Origin of the sequence: Massilia glaciei (genome assembly GCF_003011895.2) — a bacterium.
Classification (GTDB): domain Bacteria; phylum Pseudomonadota; class Gammaproteobacteria; order Burkholderiales; family Burkholderiaceae_D; genus Telluria_A; species Telluria_A glaciei.
This window is the reverse complement of record NZ_PXWF02000083.1, coordinates 18,724-35,809: the sequence shown is the minus strand read 5'-3', so window position 1 is coordinate 35,809 and position 17,086 is coordinate 18,724. Positions and strand designations below refer to the sequence as shown.

Below are 17,086 nucleotides of genomic sequence, written 5' to 3'. Positions count from 1 at the left end.
CGTCCATTTGCTTTCCTCCACATTAACGGTTCTCCAAACTATCTCGCGATGTACCACCTGCCGGACGTGGGCCCACTTTCGTGCCAGGTATCCTTAAAACCTGTATCCGCACCATTACAGCACGGCGTTCGATTTTTCCGACATCCTACTCCCGCACCACCATAGGCAAACCTTGCGGCCGGCTGTCCCTAAAGGGAGCGATACGGGGTTTCCACGTTCCACTTGCAAAAGTACGTCGGGTTAGGCGGTTGCTTTCGACCGGGAGGCGTATGGGTCACGAAAGCGCACAGTCAAACACGCTGTTCCCACCTCCATTACCGTTTTGGTGCAAGCGTAAAAGCCACTTCCGCTTGTTCCAGTTGACGATCATTAACGCAGCGTTCAACGCCGCGATCTGTGCCGTGTTGTCCTGGTCCTGGGTAGAGACGCGGGCATATCCGATTCGCATTAGCAACCCTTCCTTACTTGAATTCGGTTGCGGCCGGGTCGGGCTGATCTGGGCTGGACCGATTCTCCAGGCGCGCCCTCGACAACGCCACCGCCTCATGCAGCTTTTGCTCCAGCAGTTGCCGGGACGGCAAGCCGGTCAGGTACTCGGCGACGTGAATGCCGCTTTGGTCAAGTTCCAGCAGTTCTATCTGTTCACGGTTCTTGCCCGTGCAAAGGATGATGCCCAGCGGCGGCGCTTCGCCCGGCTCTTGTCCATGTTTGGCCAGCCAGCGCAGGTTGAGCTCCATCTGGCCCTTGTCGGCCGCCTTGAATTCGCCGAGCTTGAGTTCGATGGCGACCAGGCGCCGCAAGCGGCGGTTGTAGAACAGCAGGTCAATGTAATAATCGTTGCTGTCAATTTGCAGCCGTTTTTGGCGGGCGACAAAGCTAAAACCAGCCCCCAACTCCAACAGAAAATTTTCCAATTCACGCAGGATGGCGTCTTCGAGATCCTTTTCAAGGTAGCGATCGCGCAACCCGAGGAAATCCAGCACATAGGGATCCTTCAGCACGAGGTTCGGGCCTAGTCCCCCTTGGTCGCGCAAGGTCGCCAGTTCGCTCGTCAGCAGCTCGTCCGGCTTGCGTGAGAGCGCCGTGCGCTCGATCAGCATGGAGTCGAGCCGACCCTGCAAGGTGCGGGTGCTCCAGCCCTCGCTGCGGCACATCTCCAGGTAGAACTCCCGCTTGAGGGGATCGTCGATATAAATCAGGCTGCGCAAATGGGTCCAGCTCAATTGTCTACTCAGCGCGTAGACAATCTCCTCGGCCTCGAACACCTCGTCAAAACGCAGCATGTGGCGCAGGTTCTTAGCGCCGAATCCGCGCCCGTGTTCGACTTCCAATTGCCGCGCCAGCGAAGCGACGAGCTGCTCGCCGTAGCCAGTGTCATTTTTAGAAGATGCCTGCACGTAACGTCAGGAGTCGGCTGCACCCGTTACTTATAGGGCGACGTATAGAGCACCTTGCCGATCTTGAGCCTTGCAGCAGCCTCGCGAACGTTCGCGAACGCCTGGCCGATCGCATGCAACTTGGCGGTTGATCTCCGGAATTTGCGGTGCTGCTTCGTCGTGCCGTGCCTGTGACTTCTGAGCACTCCCGGCATCTCGCGGCATTTCGTGCAACGGACTTCTGACACGTCACGTTCAGGAGTCATATGCAGCACGGCAGCCAGCCCAATGAACTGGTGCAGTCGTCTTCTGAAAATGACAGCCGGCACTCGTACAGCGCGTTAATCAGGATGTCCACGCGCGCCCAATGCGGGGCCGACTCGCGTTCATGCCACGCATGGACGGCCTTTACGAGCGAGCCCCAAACCTCGCAGGCCGGCAAAATGCAGCCTTGCTGCGTATTTCACGTCAAACTGGACACCCACTACGGATGCTCGGCGCGCGCCAGCTCGACCAGCGCGAACAGGCGCGCGCTGCGCATCCACGCCAGAACCAGCACCGCCAGCTGGGTCAATACAAATGCCCCGACCACGCCCGCCGTGCCCAGATACGGCAGGTTGATGCGCGCGTAGGTCAGCAGCGCCGCGGCGCACAGCCCGAGCGCGCTTAGTCCGAGGTAGAGCGCGAAGCTGGCGAGCGGGCGCCGCGCCAGCATTTTGCAACCGCTCCACCACGCCTTGAGCGCCGAGCTGCGGCGCCGGTCGAGCGCGAGCGCGGCGCGCCCGGCGTCGAGCGAGGCGTGCGCGAGCATCAGCAGCAGGGCCAGTCCCAGCACCGCCGCCAGCGCCGGCCAGCGCGCCTCGGACGGCAGGATCGCCGCCTCGCGCTGGCGTTCGGCGGCGTCGAGCAATTCGCCGCCGGCCAGCGCCGCCATCCCGAGCGGCACCACCGCCCACAACAGCATGCGCAGCATGCGCGGGTATTCGTGCAGGCCGCCGCCGACGAGCGCGCGCAGGCCGGGCACGGCCCCGCGCGCGCGCGCCGCCGTCACCACGAAGCCCGACAACAGCGGCGACAGCAGCAGGGTCAACACCAGCGCGATGGTGGCGGCATTGTTGAAGGCCGCCGCGTGGCGTCCGTGGGCGGCCAGCAGGTCGGTGATGGCGACCAGGTCGAGCTCGCGCGCGAGGCGCGCCGAATACACCGAATAATCGAGGTTGGCGCCGAGCATGGCCCACATCGGCAGCGCGAGCACGGCCGTCGGGACCAGCAGGCACAGCGTCCACAGCAGCAGCAAGCGCCATTGCAGGGCCGCGCGCGCGGCGCGGGCGAAGATGCGCGCGCCGCCGGTCGGGATCAAGGGGGAGGTCGGGTTCATCATACGTTGGCGATCAGGGAAAGGACGATCTGCACGAAGGCGGCGAAGTCGAAGCCCCAGCGGCGCGACGCGGCCGGGTCGGCGGCGAGGGTGCGGCTGTCGTCGAGCTTGCTGGTGTCGAGGTAGTGCAGGCGCTGCGGATCGAGTTCGGCCGACACCGCCCTGGCCGGTTTGATCCAGCTCAAGCGCTGCCATTTCTCGTCGTTGTTCCAGTGCGCCGTCTCGGTGCTGCCGTCGGCGAATTTGACGACCAGCGTCTGCGGCACGCTCGCGCCGCGCCGGCGCAGCGTGACGCTGGTGCGGAACGGGAACGGACCGGTGCCGGGCTTGGCCTCGGGATGGGCCTTGGCCCATTGCGCGCGCGCGGCGGCGATCTGTTTTTCCACCGCCGCCGCGTCGTGCTCGACCCGCTTGCCGCCGACCTCGTAGGTCCCCGGCTGCGGCAGTTCCTCGGCGCTGCCGAAGCGGTCGATCCGGTCGTCGACCTTGGCGACCTGGTACACCTGCTGCGCGAACACCTGTTCGACCGCGGTGCGCTCGCCGCTGGCCTCGGCCAGTGACTCGCGCAGGTCGGCCACGCTCGGATGGCGGAATTTCCATCTCTGGTAATACGCCTTGAAGGCGCGCTCCATGGCCTGCTTGCCGATGCGCGCCTCGAGGTCGCGCATGACGGTGGCGGTGCGCGAGTAGGCCGGGCCGATGCCCTGCAGCCGGTTGTACGCGTTCTGCCCGAGCGGGTCGGCCGGCTCCTCGCGCGGGGTCCGCATGCGTTCGAGCGCGAAGCTCCCGACCGCCGGGTTGATGCCCAATGCGGCGACGAACGGGGGGGCGATGTGCAGCGGCGTGCCGCGTTCTTGCAGCATGCGCTGGTTCCAGTATTCGTTGAGGCCCTCGTCGAGCATCGGCTCCTCGAATTCGTTCGAGGCGAGGATGCCGTAGAAATAGCCGTGGCCGAACTCGTGGATGGTGACGAAATCGAGTTCGGTCGCGGCCGCCGATTTCGGCGGCACCTTGTCGTAGCCGGAGGCGGTGATGAAGGTCGGGTACTCCATGCCGCCGGCCTCCTCGGCGTTGAACGGCGGGATCACCACCGTCAATGTGGTGTACGGATAGGGGCCGAGCGTCCTCGAAAAATACGCGAGCGAGTCGAGCGCGGCCCGCATGGCCGGCGCGGCACTCGCCTCGTACTCGGGCGGATACAGCACCGAGACCTTGACGTTCGGGCTGCCCGGTCCGGTCCAGGTCGCCTCGAGCGGGGCCGCGAAGCGGCGGTCGGCGGTCCAGGCGAAATCGTGGACGTCGCCCTGCACGTAGTGATGGGTCAGCATGCCGCCGCGCGCCACCGGCGCGCCCTGCAGCGCGCCCGTGGCGCCGACCCGGTAGTCCCTGGGCACGGTCAGCTTGACGTCGAAATTGCCGAAGTCGGCGTAGAACTCGGAATTGAGGTGGAACTCGTGCACGTTCCAGCGCGGCGCGGTCGCGCCCCGTTCGCCCGGCAGTTCGAGCACGCCGATCTTGGGGAACCACTGGCCGACCAGGTGGAAGCTGCCGAAGTGGCCAGTGCGCGCCACCACCCGCGGCAACTTGGTGTGGAAGTCGATCTCGAGCGTGGTCGTCGCGCCCGGCGCGACCGCCGTCGACAGGTCCAAGCGCACCACCGTGCGGTCGGTTTCCGGGCCGTTGTCGGGATGGACGAAGGTGCGCCCGACCTTGGCGCCGTCCTGGGTCACGCTGCGCAGTTCGATGTGCCCCCACTCGCCCTCGCCGGTGTCGACATCGCTGCGAAAGCCCCCGCCCAGGCGCCGTTGTTCGGTGAAAAAGGTGCTGCCGGCGCTCTCGAACGCGTTCATGTACAGGTGCACGTAGACGCTGCGGACGGCGACCGCGCTGCGGTTGCGCCAGCGCAGTTTCTGCCTGCCGTCGATGGTGTGCGCGACCGGGTCGAGCGTGGCGGCGATCTGGTAGTCGACCACCCGGTCCGACAGCGTCGCCGCGCTGCCGGTGCGCACGCCGCCCCAGGCGTCGGGCGCGCTCGGCACCGCCACCGCGGCCGCCGCTGGCGAGGCGAATCCGATGCCGACCTCGGCCGTGGGCGCCTCGATCGGCGTGATGGTGACCCCGGCGGCCCCGGCCAAACGCTCGGCGTTGAATGCGCACACGGCGGCGAGCAGGGCGGCCGTCGCACCCCACTTGAGCATGCTTGATCGGGTGCTGCTCGCTTGCATTGCATGGCTCCTGGTGGGCGGCGGGACCGCCGCGTTTTGGTGCGCACACTATAACTAGACACGTAACATAAAGCTAATGCTTTGAAGGGTTGGGACGGCCGCTGTTGCGCGCCGTGCCATATCGCCGTGCTATATTATTGCCAATTTCTTAATGCGATCCGATTGCCTACATGCAAACCAGCTTGACCGATGACCTTGCTGGATACGGCCGCGGGCGCACCCCAGGCATGCCGATGCTGCGGCTGGGCATTGTCGTCGCGCTCCACGCGCTGCTGTTTGCATGGTGGCGCATGGGCGTGCCGGCGGCGCCGCCCGACGACCCAAACCGGCCCGCGATGGTCTACATCAACGCGGCCAAGCCGCCGCCGGCACCCGCACCCGAACCGAAAAAAATGCCGCCGCCGCCGAGCGCGGCCGTCCGCGTTCCCCGCGTTCCCCGCGTTCCCGAGCCCGTGCACGAGCCAGTACCGCTGTGGTCGCCGCCGACGGTCATGGTCGCGCCCGAGCCCGAGCCCGAGCCCGAGCCCGCAAACGACGCCGCCCAGCCCAGCCTGGCGGAGCGCGCCCGCAGCGGCGCCGGCAGGGCTGACCGCGAGTTGCGCGCCGGCGAGCGCAAGGTCGGCGGCGCGGCGCCGCTGGCCGGCCCCGACAAATTCGCGGTCGCGGTGCAATCGGCCTTCAAGCCGCGCGCCACGACGATGGAGGACATCTCGACCGCCGACGGCAGGCGCATGACGCGCGTGCGCGGACGCGGCTTCAGCTATTGCATCGTCGAAGAGGCGAACCAGATGGTGCGCGGGAACGACATTTTCAAAAACAAGCAGGGCAAGCAGGTGAACTGCCCCAATTAACGCCGCCCCGGCGCTTGTGGGCCCTCCTCGTTGGTCCTCCTTGTTGGTCCGCTTTCTTGGTCCGCTTTCTTGGTCCGCTTTCTTGGTCCTCTTTCTTGGTCCTGTACAGCCTTGTTGGGTTTATAATGTCGGGGTTTTGGTGCCCGCACGCGTGACCACGCGTGCAGTTAAACGGGAAACACAAAGCTGTCAGGCCGGCAAGTCCGGTCCAGCCAAGGTGTGCTGCCCCCGCAACGGTAAACAAGCGTCGCCCCCCGCGGGCGGCAGGCTGTTCCAAGGACCACCGTGCCTTTCGGCATGGGAAGGTGGAACAGTCCGACTTGCGAGCCCGGATACCGGCCAGGACAGGTGGAGGCGCCGGCGCAGGCCGGCCCTCCGTTGAATCCGGCTTGCGGGGACGCAGGCGGGGTGCATCCCTTATCGAAACGTTTAAACAATGATCTCTCTCGTATCCCAACACCGCGCCGCGGCATTGACCTCGCTCGCCCTGTCCGGCCTCGCGCTCGCGCCGGCCCTCGCCCAGACCGCGCCCTCGCAGGTCGTCGTCACCGCCACCCGCGTGGCCCAGCCGGCCAGCGAGGTGCTTAGCGACCACGTGCTCATCGGCGCCGACGAAATCGCCGCCGCCGGCCAGGTCTCGATCGCCGAACTGCTGCAGAAAACCCGCGGCATCGAAATCAGCAGCAACGGCGGCAGCGCCAACTACGCCTCGGTGTTCCTGCGCGGCGCCTCCAACAGCCAGAGCATCGTGCTCGTCGACGGCGTGCGGGTCGGCTCGGCCGCCAACGGCGGCGCCACCTGGGCCGCCATTCCGTTGGCCCAGGTCGACCGCATCGAGATCATCTACGGCCCCCTGAGCAGCCTGTACGGCGCCGACGCGATGGGCGGCGTGGTCCAGATCTTCACCAAGCGCGGCGCCCATGGCGCGGCGCCGGCGCCGACCCTCACGCTCGGCGCCGGCAGCGACGGCCGGCGCCGCCTCGACGCCGGCGTCAGCGGCGCCGCCGGCGCGCTGCGCTACGCGTTCCAGCTCGCCAGCGAGCGCTCGGACGAGTTTTCGGCCTCGACCCCGGACGCCGGCCCCTACACCTACAACCCCGACCGCGACGGCTACGAGCGCCGCAGCGCCAGCGGCAACCTGTCGTACGCGCTGGCCAGGGGCCACGAGCTCGGCGCGCAGTTCATGCACAGCCGCCTGGCCTCGCAGTTCGACGCCGGCCCCGGCTTCGACGACCACTCCCTCGAAAAACTGGCGAGCGCCTCGTTCTGGTCGCACAACCGGATCCTGCCCAACTGGAACAGCAAGCTGCAGTTCTCGCACGCCGACGACAAGAGCGCCAGCTACGCCTCGTACGGCGACGGCTTCATCGACACCGAGCAGACCGGCCTGCTGTGGCAGAACGACGTCACGCTCGGCACCGACCTGCTGCAGGTGGTGCTCGAGCACCGCAAGGAGGAGGTGCTCGCTAACCTCGGCGCCATCTCGCGCGCGCGCAGCACGCGCTCGCTGGCGCTGGCCTACCAGCTGCGCCGCGGCGCCCACCTCGGCACCGCCAGCGTGCGGCGCGACGACAACTCGCAGTTCGGCGTGCACAACACGGGCAGCCTGGCCTACGGCTACCGCATCGGCGGCGGACTGCGCGCCAGCGCCAGCGTCGGCACCAGCTTCCGCGCCCCGACCTTCAACGAGTTGTACTACCCGGGCTTCGGGGTGGCCGCCAACCGCCCCGAAAAGGGCCGCAACGCCGAGCTCGGCCTGGCCTACGCGCGCGGCGCCACGCAACTGACCGCGAGCCTGTACCGCAACCGCCTGACCGACCTGCTGGTCTACGCGCCGACCTGCCCGGTCGAGGTGGCCAGCCACCCCTACGGCTGCGCCTACAACATCAACCAGGCCACGCTCGAGGGCCTGTCGCTGGGCGCGCGCACCGCGTGGAACGGGTTCATGCTCAACGGCTCGCTCGACTTCCAGGATCCGGTCGACGACACCACCGGCAAGCGCCTGGCGCGCCGCTCGGGCCGCCACGGCAGCGTCGGCCTCGACTACGGCATCGGCAAGTTCAAGGTCGGCGCCGACGCGCTGTTCTCGGGCGCGCGCTTCAACGACGGCGCCGAGCTGGCCCGGCTGCCCGGCTACGGCCTGCTCAACCTGCGCGCCAGCTACGCGCTGGGCGGCCAGTGGTCCGTGTTCGGCAACCTGAACAACGCCGGCGACAAGCGGTACGCGCTGGCCAAGGGCTACGCCACGGCCGGCAGGACCGTGTTCGTCGGCCTGCGCTACGGCGCCCGGTAGGGCGCGTGGCATGAACAACGTGGCCCCGTCCGACCAGCCGCCGCGCGGCAGCCGCGCCATGCGAAGCCGGGCCACGTCGATCCTGGGCGCGCTGCTCGCCTTTGCGCTGGCCAGCCTGGTGCTGGCCTGCGCGGTCGGTTCGATCAGCGTGCCGCTGGCCGAGCTGCCGGCGGCGCTCGCCGAAATTCTCCAGGGCAGGGTGGCCAGCATGAACGCCACCCTGCTCGAGCTGCGCCTCGGGCGCGCCTGCAGCGGCTTCGCCACCGGCGCCGCGCTGGCGCTGGCCGGCGTCATGATGCAGGCGCTGGTGCGCAACCCGCTGGCCGACCCGTATGTGCTGGGCATCTCGAGCGGCGCCGCCGTCGGCGCGCTCGCCGCGCTGCTGGCCGGCGCCGCGCTGTGGGTGGTCGACCTCGGCGCGCTGGCCGGCGCGCTCGGCATCTCCTTTTTGCTGTACCTGCTGGCGCGCCGCGACCTCGGCGGCAACGCGCGCGGCGACGCCGGCGGCGACACGGGCACGCTGCTGCTGACCGGCGTGATCCTGGCCTCGGCCTGCATGGCGCTGGTGACCCTGATGCTCTCGATCGCGCCCGATTCGCGCCTGCGCGGCATGGTCTTCTGGATGATCGGCGACCTCTCCGGCACCCAGTGGCGGTTGCTGCCGTGGCTGGTGCTGGCCGGGGTGCTGCCGTTCGCGCTGCTGCGCGCGCGCGCCCTCAACGTGATGGCCCTGCACGCCGACGCCGCCTCCACGCTCGGGGTCGCCACGGGCGGCCTGCGCCGCTCGCTGTTCGTCTGTTCGGGCCTGCTCACGGCGAGCGCCGTGAGCACCGCCGGCAGCATCGGCTTCGTCGGACTGATCGTGCCGCACGCCTGCCGCTACGCCTTCGGCCCCGACCACCGGGTGCTGCTGCCAGCCGCCGCGCTCGCCGGCGGCGCCTTCCTGATGCTCGCCGACACGCTCGCGCGCACCGTGCTGGCGCCCCAGCAACTGCCGGTCGGCGTGCTGACCTCGCTGATCGGGGTGCCGGTGTTCCTGGTCCAGTTGCACCAGTTGCGGGTGCGCCGGCCATGAGCGCGCCGGCCGCTCCAATGGAACTCGAAACGCGCGCGCTGACGCTGCGAGCCGGCCACCGGTTGCTGGTCGAATCGCTGGCGTGGCGCGCGCAGGCGGGCCAGTGCTGGTGCGTGATCGGGCGCAACGGCGCCGGCAAGAGCACCCTGCTGCGCACGCTCGCCGGCCTGCGCGCGCCCGACGCCGGCAGCGTGCTCCTCAACGGGCGCGCGCTCGGCGACTGGCCATTGCCGGCGCTGGCGCGCGAACGCGCGTTCCTGGCGCAGTCGCGCGGCGACGCCTTCGCCTACCGCGTGATCGAGACCGTGCTCATGGCGCGCCACCCGTTCCACACCGAGCGCTACTGGGAGGGCAGCGACGACCACCTCGCGGCCGAGGCGGCCCTGCGCGCGCTGGGCGTGTTCGACCTGGCCGAGCGCGACGTGCGCACGCTCTCGGGCGGCGAGCGCCAGCGCGTCGCCATCGCCGCCCTGCTGGCCCAGGACACGCCGCTGCTGCTGCTCGACGAGCCGGCCAACGCGCTCGACCTTGCGCACCAGGTCGGCGTGATGGGCCTGCTCGCCGGGCTGTGCGGCGCGCAGGGCAAGGGCGTGGTCATGGTCGGCCACGACCTGAACCTGGCGCACGGCGTGGCCAGCCACGCGCTGCTCCTGATGGGCGACGGGCGCTGGCTGGCCGGCCCGGCCGACGAGGTCATGCGGCCGGCCACGCTGAGCGCATGCCTAGGCCACCCGATCGAGCGGCTCGCCGTCGGCGGGCGCACCCTGTTCGTGGCGGGCCGGGCCGGCGCGGCTGCGCCGCCGGCAAATTGACACCGATACCCGACACACCAAGGAGCAAACGATGACCAAGCACTTCCACCCAGCGGCCCTGGCATTGGCGCCGACATTGGCCCTGGCATTGGGCCTGTCCCTGGCGGGCGGCGCCTGCCACGCGGCCATCACCGTGGTCGACGACGCCGGCAAGAGCGTGACCTTGCAGGCGCCGGCGCGGCGCGTGATCTCGATGTCGCCGCATGTGACCGAGCTGCTGTTCGCGGCCGGCGGCGGCGGGCGCGTCGCCGGCGCGATCAATTACAGCGACTATCCGCCCGAGGCCAAAAAAATTCCGCTGGTCGGCAGCAACACCGACCTCGACATCGAGCGCGTGATCGCGCTCAGGCCGGACCTGATCATCGTCTGGCGCAGCGGCAACACCGCGCGCCAGATCGCGCAGTTGTCGCGGCTCGGGGTGCCGCTGTTTTTCAGCGAGCCGCAGCGCATCGACGACGTCGCCACCAGCCTGACCCGTTTCGGGCGCCTGCTCGGGACCGAGGCCGTGGCGGCGGCGGCGGCGGCGCGCTACCGCGCCAGGATCGACCTCCTCGCGGGTAAATACAGCGGCGCCGCGCCGGTGCGCGTGTTCTACCAGATCTGGGACAAGCCGCTCTACACGCTCAACGGCGCGCACATCGTCAGCGACGCGATCCGCCTGTGCGGCGGCGTCAACGTGTTCGCCGGCCTCAAGGTGATCGCGCCGGCGGTCGGCGTCGAGGCGGTGCTCGGGCAGGACCCGGAGGCCATCTTCGGCGGCGACCAGCACGACCCGGCCGACGCCGGCCTGAACATCTGGAAACCCTACAAGGGCATGCTTGCCGTCAAGCGCGGCAACATGTTTACGCTGGGCGGCGAATTGCTCACCCGCGCCACGCCGCGTCTGGCCGACGGCGCCGCCGCGATGTGCGAAAAGCTGGCGCTGGCGCGCCGGCGCCGCGGTTAGCGGACGCGCCGTCGAAGCACGTAACACAAGTAAGCAAATGCAAAAAAACCGCCCGCGGCCCGAGCGAACGCCAAAAAAGTGGTAACCTCGCGGCGTTCGTTCAACTTATCTCGAAGGATTTATATGCGTCCCCTGCGTACTCTGCGTTTTGCCCTCGCCGCCGCCAGCCTGATCGCCACTGCGGCGTTCGCTTCGCCCGCCGACCCGAAAAACGGCGCGGAATACCTCACACTTGCCCAGCCGCAGCCGGTCCAGGCGGTCGGCAACAAGGTCGAAGTCATCGAATTCTTCATGTACCACTGCCCCGCGTGCAACGCGGTTGAACCACACTTCGCCCAGTGGATCAAAAAGCAGGGGGACAACATCTCGGTGCGTCGCGTGCACATGCCGCTGTCGGGCCCTAACGACCCGGAGGCGCGCTTGTACGTGACGCTCGAAGCGATGGGCAAGGTAGAACAAATGCACGCCAAGGTGTTCCGCGGCGCGCATGTCGAGCGCGTGCGCATGAACTCCGAGGCTGCCATCATCGACTGGGTCAGCAAAAACGGCATCGACAAGGCCAAATTCCTCGAGGCCTGGAATTCGTTCGGCGTCATGACCAAAATGAAACGCCTCGGCGCCACGCTTGCCGCCTACCGCGTCGACAGCACCCCGTCCTTCGTCGTCGACGGACGCTACCTCCTGACCGCGTCGTCGGTCGCCGAGGCCAACCCGGACCTGCCGCGCGCCGATCTGTTCAAGAACACGACGGTCGCGCTCGACGCCCTGGTCGCCAAGGTCCAGAAGGACAAGGGTTTCAAGCCGGCCGCCGCGGCGGCGCCGGCCAAGCCGGCGGCGCCGGCCAAAGCGGCCAAATGAACGGCCAGAAATGAACGGCAAGAAATGAGCGACAAGACATGAGCGACAAAGAAGCGAAGATCATCAAAATCTACGACGGCTCGAAACCGGTCGAGGACGACCTGTACGAGGGCAACATGATCAACCAGCTCGCCTGGACGACCGTGGTGTTCTTGTTGGGTCTCGTGTTCTGGCTCGCCATTGCGCTGATCAACGCCGAGAACCAGCGTAACGCGCTGCGCAACAACCTGTGCGCCGATCCCGTCTTCAAGGGCGAGGTCGTGCAAAGCTGCCTGGCGGTGGTCAGGTCGCGCGACCACTGGTGGGAGCATCTCTGGTACGGCCTGACGCACGTGCGTCCCGACCCGAAGTAACAGCGCATAAAAAACTCCGCCGCGGCGGAGTTTTTTTATGCCCGCGCCGGATCCTGGATGCCCGGCACGCAAGGCAGCGTGACCACGAAGCAGGCCCCGCCCAGCGCCGACTGGCCGACCCGCAGCGTGCCACCGTGCAGTAGCACGGCCTTGCGCGCGATCGAAAGGCCCAGGCCGAAGCCGCCGGTGGCGCGGTCGCGGCTGCGGTCGAGCCGGTGGAACGGCTCGAACACGCGCTCGCGCTCGGCCTCGGGAATGCCCGGGCCGTCATCCTCGACCATGATGGTGACCACGTCCGGGGCGCCCTTGGTGCGCCGGGCCGACAGCGCCACCGTGCGCTGCGCGTACTTGCCGGCGTTGCGCAGCAGGTTGTCGACCGCGCGCAGCAGCAGGCGCTGGTCGCCCTCGAACTGGCCGAGGCCGTCATCGAGGTCGAGCTCGGTCGCCGGCGCGCCCGGCGCCAGGCCGTCGACGCAGGCCCGCAGCGCCGGGCCCAGTTCGAACGGCGCGCGCGCCAGCGTCCGCACGCTGTCGAGCCTGGCCATGCCGAGCAGCTCGCCGACCAGCGCGTTGAGCTCGGCCAGGTCGCCCGCCATGGCCCCGATGCGCCGCTCGAGCGCCGGGTCGGCGGCCGCCCCGCGCAGCAGTTCGAGCGCGAACTCGAGCCGCGCGATCGGGGTGCGCAACTCGTGCGAGACCGAGTGCAGCAGCGTGCGCTGGCTCTCGAGCAAGCCCTCGATGCGTCCGGCCATGTGGTTGATGCGCTCGGCCAGCGGGTAGATGCTGGCGCCGGGCTTGAACTCGGCGCGCGCCGACAGCTTGCCCGCGCCGAACTCGTCGGCCACGCGCGAGAGCGCCTGCAGCCCGTGCCAGTGCGAGCGCGACCACAGCGCGATCGGGATCAGCAGCGCGATCGCCACGATCACATAGCGCAGCGCCTCCATCTCGAGCGCCAGGCCGAGCTCGATGGGCAGCTTGTGGACGTGGATCACGTCCGATTCGCTGCCGATGTATTTTTCGCCCGCCAGGTCGACCCGCCGGTAGAAGGCCTTGTTCGGGGCGTCGAGGATCAGTTCGCCGCGCATGAGGGCCGCCCCGGCCGCCGCCGGCAGGGCCATGCGCGCGGCGTCGATGGTGACCAGTTCGAGGCTCGCCTCGGACACCTCGCGCACCTTGTTGAGCCGTCCGAGCCACTCGTCGGCCGGCGCCTGGTCGACATATTGTTCTATCAGGAAGATCTGGGCCGAGGCCTGGCGCCGCGCGATGTCCTCAAGCGGGTCGCCGAACAGGGCGCGGATGGCAATGTAGATGAGGAAGGTGGCGACGCTGATCGAGAGCATGACGAGCAGGAAGAAGCGGTAGAACAGACGGTTCACGCGGGCAACCCCCGCCGCGCCGCGCGCACCAATTTTCCCGCCACCCGTTTCACAAGCATAGATCCCCCTGGGACGCATTGTATAAGAGCAAAGCGAGGATGGGGCATTACAAATTGGCGACAATTGGACGACAGGTGCGGGGGGATTAAATGCGCCGGGGCATCTAAGATGAAATCAAGTCAAGTTTCCGTTGACCCGCTGTCGGGCAATCGCGGTGGGTCTTTTTTATTCGCAAGTGAAGTGGCAAGTGAAGTGGCGGGTGGAGCAGTCGGGCGCGCCGCGCGCCGCGTTTAGTGTGAGAGGAGGGGGGCGTCCCCTTCCGTGTCAACCGCAGGCAAAGCTTTGTAACGAGGCGTTTTTTGGGGGTTCCGGACGGCAAGCCTTTAGAATGGCACTATTCGAACCCTCACCACAGAAAACATGAAAAAGCTTATTGCCCTGGCCCTGGCCGGCGCGTCCGGCGCGCTTTGCGCCCAAACCCCGACCGCCAATCCCATGCCCGACGGTAGCCGCGACATGTATCTCGGCCTCGGCGCCCTGTCCGAGCCGGTCTACGAGGGATCGCGCGACCGCCGCGCGGCAAGCTTGCCGGTGTTGCAATTCGCATGGAGCAATGGCGTTTTCGTCTCCGGCACCAGCGCCGGCATCCACGTTTCAAGCGACCCGACCATCGAATACGGGCCGCTCGTCGCTTTCGCGCGCGGGCGCACCGACAAGGGCTTGACCGGCACCGCCGGCGGCGTCGGACCGTCGGCCGGACTGGTCAAGCCGGGCGACTTCGAGCTGGCCAATACCCAGCGCATGCCCATGAAGGGCGAGACGCGCCTGACCGGCATGGACGAGCTCGAGAGCCGCCTGCAGGCCGGTTTCTTCCTCAACTACTACCTGGGCCAGCGGCTGCGCCTGACCAGCAGTTTCCTCGGCGGCGCGGGCGCCAAGCGCAACGGCGCGCAGCTGGACCTGGGCATCCAGCACATCGCCACCGAGATCGCGCCGCACCATTCGCTCTCGCTGAGCGCCGGGCTGACGCTGGCCAACCGCCAGTACAACGCGGCTTATTTCGGCGTGACCGAACATGAGGCCGAACGCAGCTTCAACCGCGTCTACTTGCCGCAGGGCGGCCTGAAGGACGTGTACCTCGGGGCGCGCTGGAACTGGACCTTCAATGCCGAGTGGTTGTTGACCTCGGGTTTCAAGCTGACGCGCCTGCAAGGCGACGCCAGGAACAGCCCGCTCGTCGAGCGGCCGAACAACGCGACGGTTTCGACCGCACTTGCATACCGCTTCTGAACATGCGCAAATCCCTCCACCTCTCGGCGTTTGTCGCCCTGCTGCTCGCGGTTGGCACCGCCGCGGCCGGGCCGCGCGAGGGTGAATGGGTGAGCTACCGCGACGCCTACCGCGCGATGGTGGTGTTCGAAAAATACGGCAAGCCGAAAAACCTTATCCAGAACCACTACCAGGTCGCGGCCAAGGACCAATCCACCGCCTACGACGGCGTGCAATTGGCGCTGCGGGGCAAGAGCGTGCGGATCAACTTGGCGCTCGACGCCACCGGGCGCGTGACCTTCTTCCCGCTGCTCAAGGCCGCGTACGACGAGAACGCCGAGCTCGTGCTCAGCCGCCCGCTTGGCGCGCTCTCGTTCCGCCCGCGCGTGTCGATCGTCGCGCGCGCCGACGGCGTCTACGAGGCGGGCGAATTGCGCGCCGCCTGCGAGCAGGCGCTTGCCTACCAGCGCCATGTCGACGCCTCGGCGCGCGGCAAGAAATGCGTGGGCGTGCATTTCGCGTTCGCGCCCAAGGGCGCCGGCGTGAGCGTCAAGCTGCGCGCGGCCGACAGCGCGACGCCGGCCGGCCTGCCCGTGCTCGACGGCGCCGCCTTCGGCGACGGACCGGGCGAGGGCTTCAAGACCGTCAGCTACCGCTTCGGCGCCCTGCCCGACACGGCGCAGGTGCTCACCCAGGACGCGCCGCTGGCGATCTCAGCCCTGTTCGAATAAGTTGTTTGAAAGGTCAAGTGGCAGTGACGGCGGGCGCCGTCGCGCGCTCGGGAATGCGGTCGATCAAGCGGTCGATCAAGCGGTCGATCAAGCGGTCGATCAAGCGATCAAACTGGCGGGCGAACAAGCGCTCGACCAGCGCGCGTCAATGCCAGGCCGACGGCGAGAACAAATACCCTTCGCCCCACACCGTCTTGATTTTTTCCGATTCGAGATCGTCAAACTTGCGGCGCAGTTTGGAGATGCAGTTGTCGATGCTGCGGTCGAGGCCGTCGAATTCGATGCCGCGCATTTTTTTGAGCAGGGCGTCGCGCGAGAGCACATGGCCGGCCGACTCGGCCAGCACCAGCAGCAGCTTGTACTCGGTGTTGCTAAGCACGCAAGGCTGGCCGCGCCAGCTAACGCTGCGCTCGCTGGTGGTGATCGTGAGCGCGCCGAACGTCAGTTCCTGGCCGTCGACGGCCTTGTTCTGGGCGCGCCGCAGCAGCGCCCGCAGGCGCGCCAGCAGCACGCGCGGCTGCACCGGCTTGTTGACGAAGTCGTCGGCGCCCTGTTCCAGCCCCGACACTTCGTCGTAGGAGTCCTCGCGCGCGGTCAGGATCAGGATCGGCACCTCGCTGATCTCGCGCAGGTGGCGGCACACCACCATCCCGTCGAGGCCAGGCAACATCAGGTCGAGCACGACCACGTCGGCCGGGTTGGCCTTGAAAGCCTCCACCGCCGTGTCGCCGCGCGTGACCACGTCGACCGAAAACTCGTACGCGTTCAGGTACTCGGCGACCAATTCGGCCAGTCTTGCGTCGTCCTCCACCAACATTACTCGAAACATGATACCTCCTCCCGCATATTGTATAAGAGCAATCAGGTGGAAGCACAATTGGTGACAAGCAAATACAGTTTAGCGACAATTGGAGGCAAAAAAAATCCGCCGAAGCGGATTTTTTTGATCAGGGAAACAATCAGGCGGCGTTGGCGGCCACGAAGTCCCAGTTGACCAGACCCCAGAAGGTCTCGACGTACTTGGCGCGGGCGTTGCGGTAGTCGATGTAGTAGGCGTGCTCCCAGACGTCGCAGGTGAGCAGCGGCTTGTCGCCGGTGGTCAGCGGGCAGCCGGCGTTGGAGGTGTTGGCGATGTCGACCGAACCGTCGGCCTTTTGCACCAGCCAGGTCCAGCCCGAACCGAAGTTGCCCAGGCACGACTTGGTGAATTCTTCTTTGAACTTGTCGAACGAACCCCATTTGGCGTTGATCGCGTCGCCGACCTTGCCGCCAGGCGCGCCGCCGCCGTTCGGCTTCATGCAGTTCCAGTAGAAGGTGTGGTTCCAGACCTGGGCCGCATTGTTGAACACGCCGCCGGTCGAGCCCTTGATGATCTCTTCGAGCGATTGCTCGGCGAACTCGGTGCCCTTGATCATGTTGTTGAGGTTGGTGACGTAGGTCTGGTGGTGCTTGCCATAGTGGTACTCGAGCGTCTCTTGCGAGATGTGCGGCGCGAGGGCGTCCATTGCGTACGGCAGTGCTGGCAGAGTATGTTCCATGTGTT

At 67.5% G+C, this 17,086-nt stretch carries 15 protein-coding genes and 1 riboswitch; of the genes, 9 read left to right on the top strand and 6 right to left on the bottom strand.

What is annotated here, in order from left to right; translation table 11 throughout:
• Window positions 1-461: 461 nt before the first annotated feature.
• From C7C56_RS06375 to C7C56_RS28630, 3 genes are all read right to left on the bottom strand, one after another.
• Entirely contained in the window at window positions 462-1,397 is a 936-nt protein-coding gene (locus tag C7C56_RS06375) for a PDDEXK nuclease domain-containing protein (RefSeq protein WP_106756626.1), read from the bottom strand.
• A gap of 463 nt (window positions 1,398-1,860) precedes the next feature.
• Window positions 1,861-2,754: a hypothetical protein gene (locus C7C56_RS06365; protein WP_106756624.1), complete on the bottom strand. Its 894-nt coding sequence runs from the start codon at window positions 2,752-2,754 to the stop codon at window positions 1,861-1,863.
• Window positions 2,754-4,979: a M1 family metallopeptidase gene (locus tag C7C56_RS28630; RefSeq protein ID WP_181373043.1), complete on the bottom strand. Its 2,226-nt coding sequence runs from the start codon at window positions 4,977-4,979 to the stop codon at window positions 2,754-2,756. Before C7C56_RS28630 ends, C7C56_RS06365 begins: the two co-directional genes overlap by 1 nt.
• A 170-nt stretch (window positions 4,980-5,149) precedes the next feature.
• On the opposite strand from C7C56_RS28630, the gene C7C56_RS06355 reads away from it, so the two are divergent.
• The 7 genes from C7C56_RS06355 (at window position 5,150) to C7C56_RS06325 (ending at window position 12,167) form a co-directional block, all read left to right on the top strand.
• Window positions 5,150-5,830 (top strand): hypothetical protein, encoded by a 681-nt coding sequence (locus C7C56_RS06355; RefSeq protein WP_106756623.1) that lies wholly within the window; start codon window positions 5,150-5,152, stop codon window positions 5,828-5,830.
• Window positions 5,831-5,950: 120 nt separating this feature from the next.
• A riboswitch (cobalamin riboswitch) is annotated at window positions 5,951-6,188 on the top strand.
• Between the two features lie 78 nt (window positions 6,189-6,266).
• Window positions 6,267-8,123 carry a TonB-dependent receptor domain-containing protein gene (locus C7C56_RS06350; RefSeq protein ID WP_106756622.1) on the top strand — a complete coding sequence of 619 codons (1,857 nt, stop codon included), beginning with the start codon at window positions 6,267-6,269 and terminating at the stop codon, window positions 8,121-8,123.
• A 10-nt stretch (window positions 8,124-8,133) separates the two neighbouring features.
• On the top strand, window positions 8,134-9,198 hold the full coding sequence (locus C7C56_RS06345) for a FecCD family ABC transporter permease (protein ID WP_106756621.1): 1,065 nt from the start codon (window positions 8,134-8,136) through the stop codon (window positions 9,196-9,198).
• A 17-nt stretch (window positions 9,199-9,215) separates the two neighbouring features.
• Entirely contained in the window at window positions 9,216-10,010 is a 795-nt protein-coding gene (locus C7C56_RS06340) for an ABC transporter ATP-binding protein (protein ID WP_106756620.1), read from the top strand.
• A gap of 31 nt (window positions 10,011-10,041) precedes the next feature.
• Complete coding sequence (locus tag C7C56_RS06335; RefSeq protein ID WP_106756619.1) at window positions 10,042-10,956, top strand: cobalamin-binding protein; 915 nt, start codon at window positions 10,042-10,044, stop codon at window positions 10,954-10,956.
• A 123-nt stretch (window positions 10,957-11,079) separates the two neighbouring features.
• On the top strand, window positions 11,080-11,814 hold the full coding sequence (locus tag C7C56_RS06330) for a thiol:disulfide interchange protein DsbA/DsbL (RefSeq protein ID WP_307719029.1): 735 nt from the start codon (window positions 11,080-11,082) through the stop codon (window positions 11,812-11,814).
• 38 nt (window positions 11,815-11,852) lie between these two features.
• The gene (locus C7C56_RS06325; protein ID WP_106756618.1) at window positions 11,853-12,167 is read left to right on the top strand and encodes a hypothetical protein; all 315 of its coding nucleotides are present in this window, start codon (window positions 11,853-11,855) and stop codon (window positions 12,165-12,167) included.
• 35 nt (window positions 12,168-12,202) lie between these two features.
• On the opposite strand, the gene C7C56_RS06320 is transcribed toward C7C56_RS06325, so the two are convergent.
• Window positions 12,203-13,543, bottom strand: coding sequence for an ATP-binding protein (locus tag C7C56_RS06320; protein ID WP_106756617.1), 1,341 nt, complete (start codon window positions 13,541-13,543; stop codon window positions 12,203-12,205).
• 420 nt (window positions 13,544-13,963) lie between these two features.
• Here C7C56_RS06320 and C7C56_RS06315 point away from each other — a divergent pair, with 420 nt between their 5' ends.
• A complete protein-coding gene (locus C7C56_RS06315; protein WP_106756616.1) occupies window positions 13,964-14,833 on the top strand; it encodes a MipA/OmpV family protein in 870 nt (289 codons plus the stop codon).
• A 2-nt stretch (window positions 14,834-14,835) separates the two neighbouring features.
• Window positions 14,836-15,543, top strand: coding sequence for a hypothetical protein (locus C7C56_RS06310; protein WP_106756615.1), 708 nt, complete (start codon window positions 14,836-14,838; stop codon window positions 15,541-15,543).
• 145 nt (window positions 15,544-15,688) lie between these two features.
• Here C7C56_RS06310 and C7C56_RS06305 read toward each other — a convergent pair whose 3' ends face one another.
• A complete protein-coding gene (locus C7C56_RS06305) occupies window positions 15,689-16,372 on the bottom strand; it encodes a response regulator (protein WP_106756614.1) in 684 nt (227 codons plus the stop codon).
• 130 nt (window positions 16,373-16,502) lie between these two features.
• A complete protein-coding gene (locus C7C56_RS06300; RefSeq protein ID WP_106756613.1) occupies window positions 16,503-17,081 on the bottom strand; it encodes a superoxide dismutase in 579 nt (192 codons plus the stop codon).
• Window positions 17,082-17,086: the final 5 nt, after the last annotated feature.